The sequence below is a fragment of the Sulfitobacter sp. HI0040 genome (assembly GCF_001634885.1).
Classification (GTDB): Bacteria; Pseudomonadota; Alphaproteobacteria; order Rhodobacterales; family Rhodobacteraceae; genus Sulfitobacter.
Genome location: NZ_LWEX01000181.1, coordinates 1 through 1,645, shown reverse-complemented (window position 1 = coordinate 1,645; position 1,645 = coordinate 1). Strand labels below are relative to the sequence as shown.

Below are 1,645 nucleotides of genomic sequence, written 5' to 3'. Positions count from 1 at the left end.
GCGCCAGACCGAGTGCCAGCCCCGGCACGACCGGCCCCAGCCCCAGCAGCCCGCCCAGCGCATGGGCGACACCATCCGGTTGCCCGGTTTCGAGCGCGCGGGGGAAGAGATAGACGCGAAGGAAGGCCAGCGGCCCCGTCAGCGTGGCAAAGGCGGCAAGGCCCATGACCAGCACGATGACAAAGCTGCGCAGGTCGCCCCCGCCCAGCCGCGCCAGCGCCCCATAGGCGCAGTTGCCCGACATCGCCATGCCGTAGCCGAAGGCGAGCCCGCCAAGGATGGAGGCCGAGGCCGAGAAGGTCACACCGAGGTAGAGGGTCTGACCCAGCGGCAGCAGCCCCAGCGCCGCCAGTCCGAAGGTGCCGAGGATGGAGACCCCGATGGCCATGCCCCACATGCGCAGCCGGAGGAACGACCCGCCATAGAGCGCGTCTTCGATGGCGCCCAGCGTGCAGAAGCGGCCCAGCCGCGCGGCAAGCCCCAACAGGACACCGCCGAAAGCGCCCGCGAGGGCCGCCGTCAGCGGTTGTCCGATGAGATCAATCATCTTTGCAGAAAAGCTCGTAGACGAGTTCGAGCATCTTGCGCGGGCGGTCGTCGGCCAGCCGGTAGTAAATGGTCTTGCCCTCGCGGCGCGGCACCACCAGCCTTTCGAGCCGCAGCCGCGACAGCTGCTGGGACACCGCCGCCTGCCGGGCGGACAAAAGGTCTTCGAGTTCGGTGACGGATTTCTCACCCGACACAAGATGGCACAGGATCATCAGGCGGCCTTCGTGGCTGATCGCCTTGAGGAAGTTGGAGGCGGTCACCGCGTTCGAAAGCATCCGGTCCATGTCCTCTTCGGACATGTCGGGCGTGATCTTGGGCAATGCGGTCATTGTGCTGGCTTCCTCAAAACGTGCCGTCCTCCGCGATGGTGCCTATCCGGGAGGGCGCGATGGCCCTCAGTGTATGTTTCATCCGTCCTCTCCCGCATAGTCGGTCACATCGCGCAGCATACGGTCCAGCAGGGGCCAGAAAAAGTCCGGGCCGGGGTAACCTTCGATCCGGGCCAGCTCGGCCTCATCCTCCACCACGATAAAGGTGGGGGTGAAGTTCACCCGGCGGTCCAGCTCGATCGCCTCGTCGATGTCACCGATGTCGATCTTGCGCAGGGGGGCGAACCTGCCTTCGGCGGTCTTGGGATAGATGGGGCCGATTTCCGCGTTCCACTGTTCGCAGTAGATGCAGCCCTTTTCATCCACCATCACCAGTTCCGCCGCATGGGCGGGGGTGACGAATGCCGCAGCAGTAAGGCCAGCCGCAAGGGTCATGCAAAGGGTGAGGATCCGGGCCAAGGGGGTACATCCGATTGACGAGAGCGTGACACTCAACGTAATTTGAATATGTGAATTATTCAAGCGTCCTGCCGGACGCGCTGAAAGGCCACGAATGTTCGATATCACCTTCATCGGCGCGCTGCTGGCCGGGTTGCTCAGCTTCCTCACCCCCTGCGTGTTGCCCATGCTGCCGTTCTACCTGTCCTACATGGGCGGGCTGGGCATGTCCGAACTGCGGGGGGACGGGGCCATCGCACCCGGCGCGCAGCGGCGCTTGCTGCTGTCTTCCGTGCTTTTCGCGCTGGGGGTCACGACGATCTTCGTGC

The 1,645-nt window shown here is 64.8% G+C and carries 3 protein-coding genes and 1 pseudogene; 1 reads left to right on the top strand and 3 read right to left on the bottom strand.

Translation table 11 applies throughout. The features are described from left to right. The 3 genes from A3728_RS11595 to A3728_RS11585 all read right to left on the bottom strand — a co-directional run. Positions 1 to 547 (bottom strand): YeeE/YedE thiosulfate transporter family protein (locus A3728_RS11595; protein WP_161489585.1); only part of this gene is annotated, 547 nt, incomplete at its 3' end. Continuing rightward, positions 540 to 878, bottom strand: a complete 339-nt coding sequence (locus A3728_RS11590) for an ArsR/SmtB family transcription factor (RefSeq protein WP_067923733.1) — start codon at positions 876 to 878, stop codon at positions 540 to 542. The genes A3728_RS11590 and A3728_RS11595, both read right to left, overlap by 8 nt. A gap of 78 nt (positions 879 to 956) precedes the next feature. Then, positions 957 to 1,337 (bottom strand): hypothetical protein, encoded by a 381-nt coding sequence (locus A3728_RS11585; RefSeq protein WP_443069371.1) that lies wholly within the window; start codon positions 1,335 to 1,337, stop codon positions 957 to 959. 94 nt (positions 1,338 to 1,431) lie between these two features. Here A3728_RS11585 and A3728_RS11580 point away from each other — a divergent pair. Beyond that, positions 1,432 to 1,645 (top strand): annotated as a pseudogene (locus tag A3728_RS11580) (cytochrome c biogenesis protein CcdA); the annotation flags it as partial.

What these genes read in the sequence shown, in the direction of transcription:
- A3728_RS11590 (WP_067923733.1), bottom strand. Translation starts at nt 878, where the DNA reads ATGACCGCATTGCCCAAGATCACGCCCGACATGTCCGAAGAGGACATG.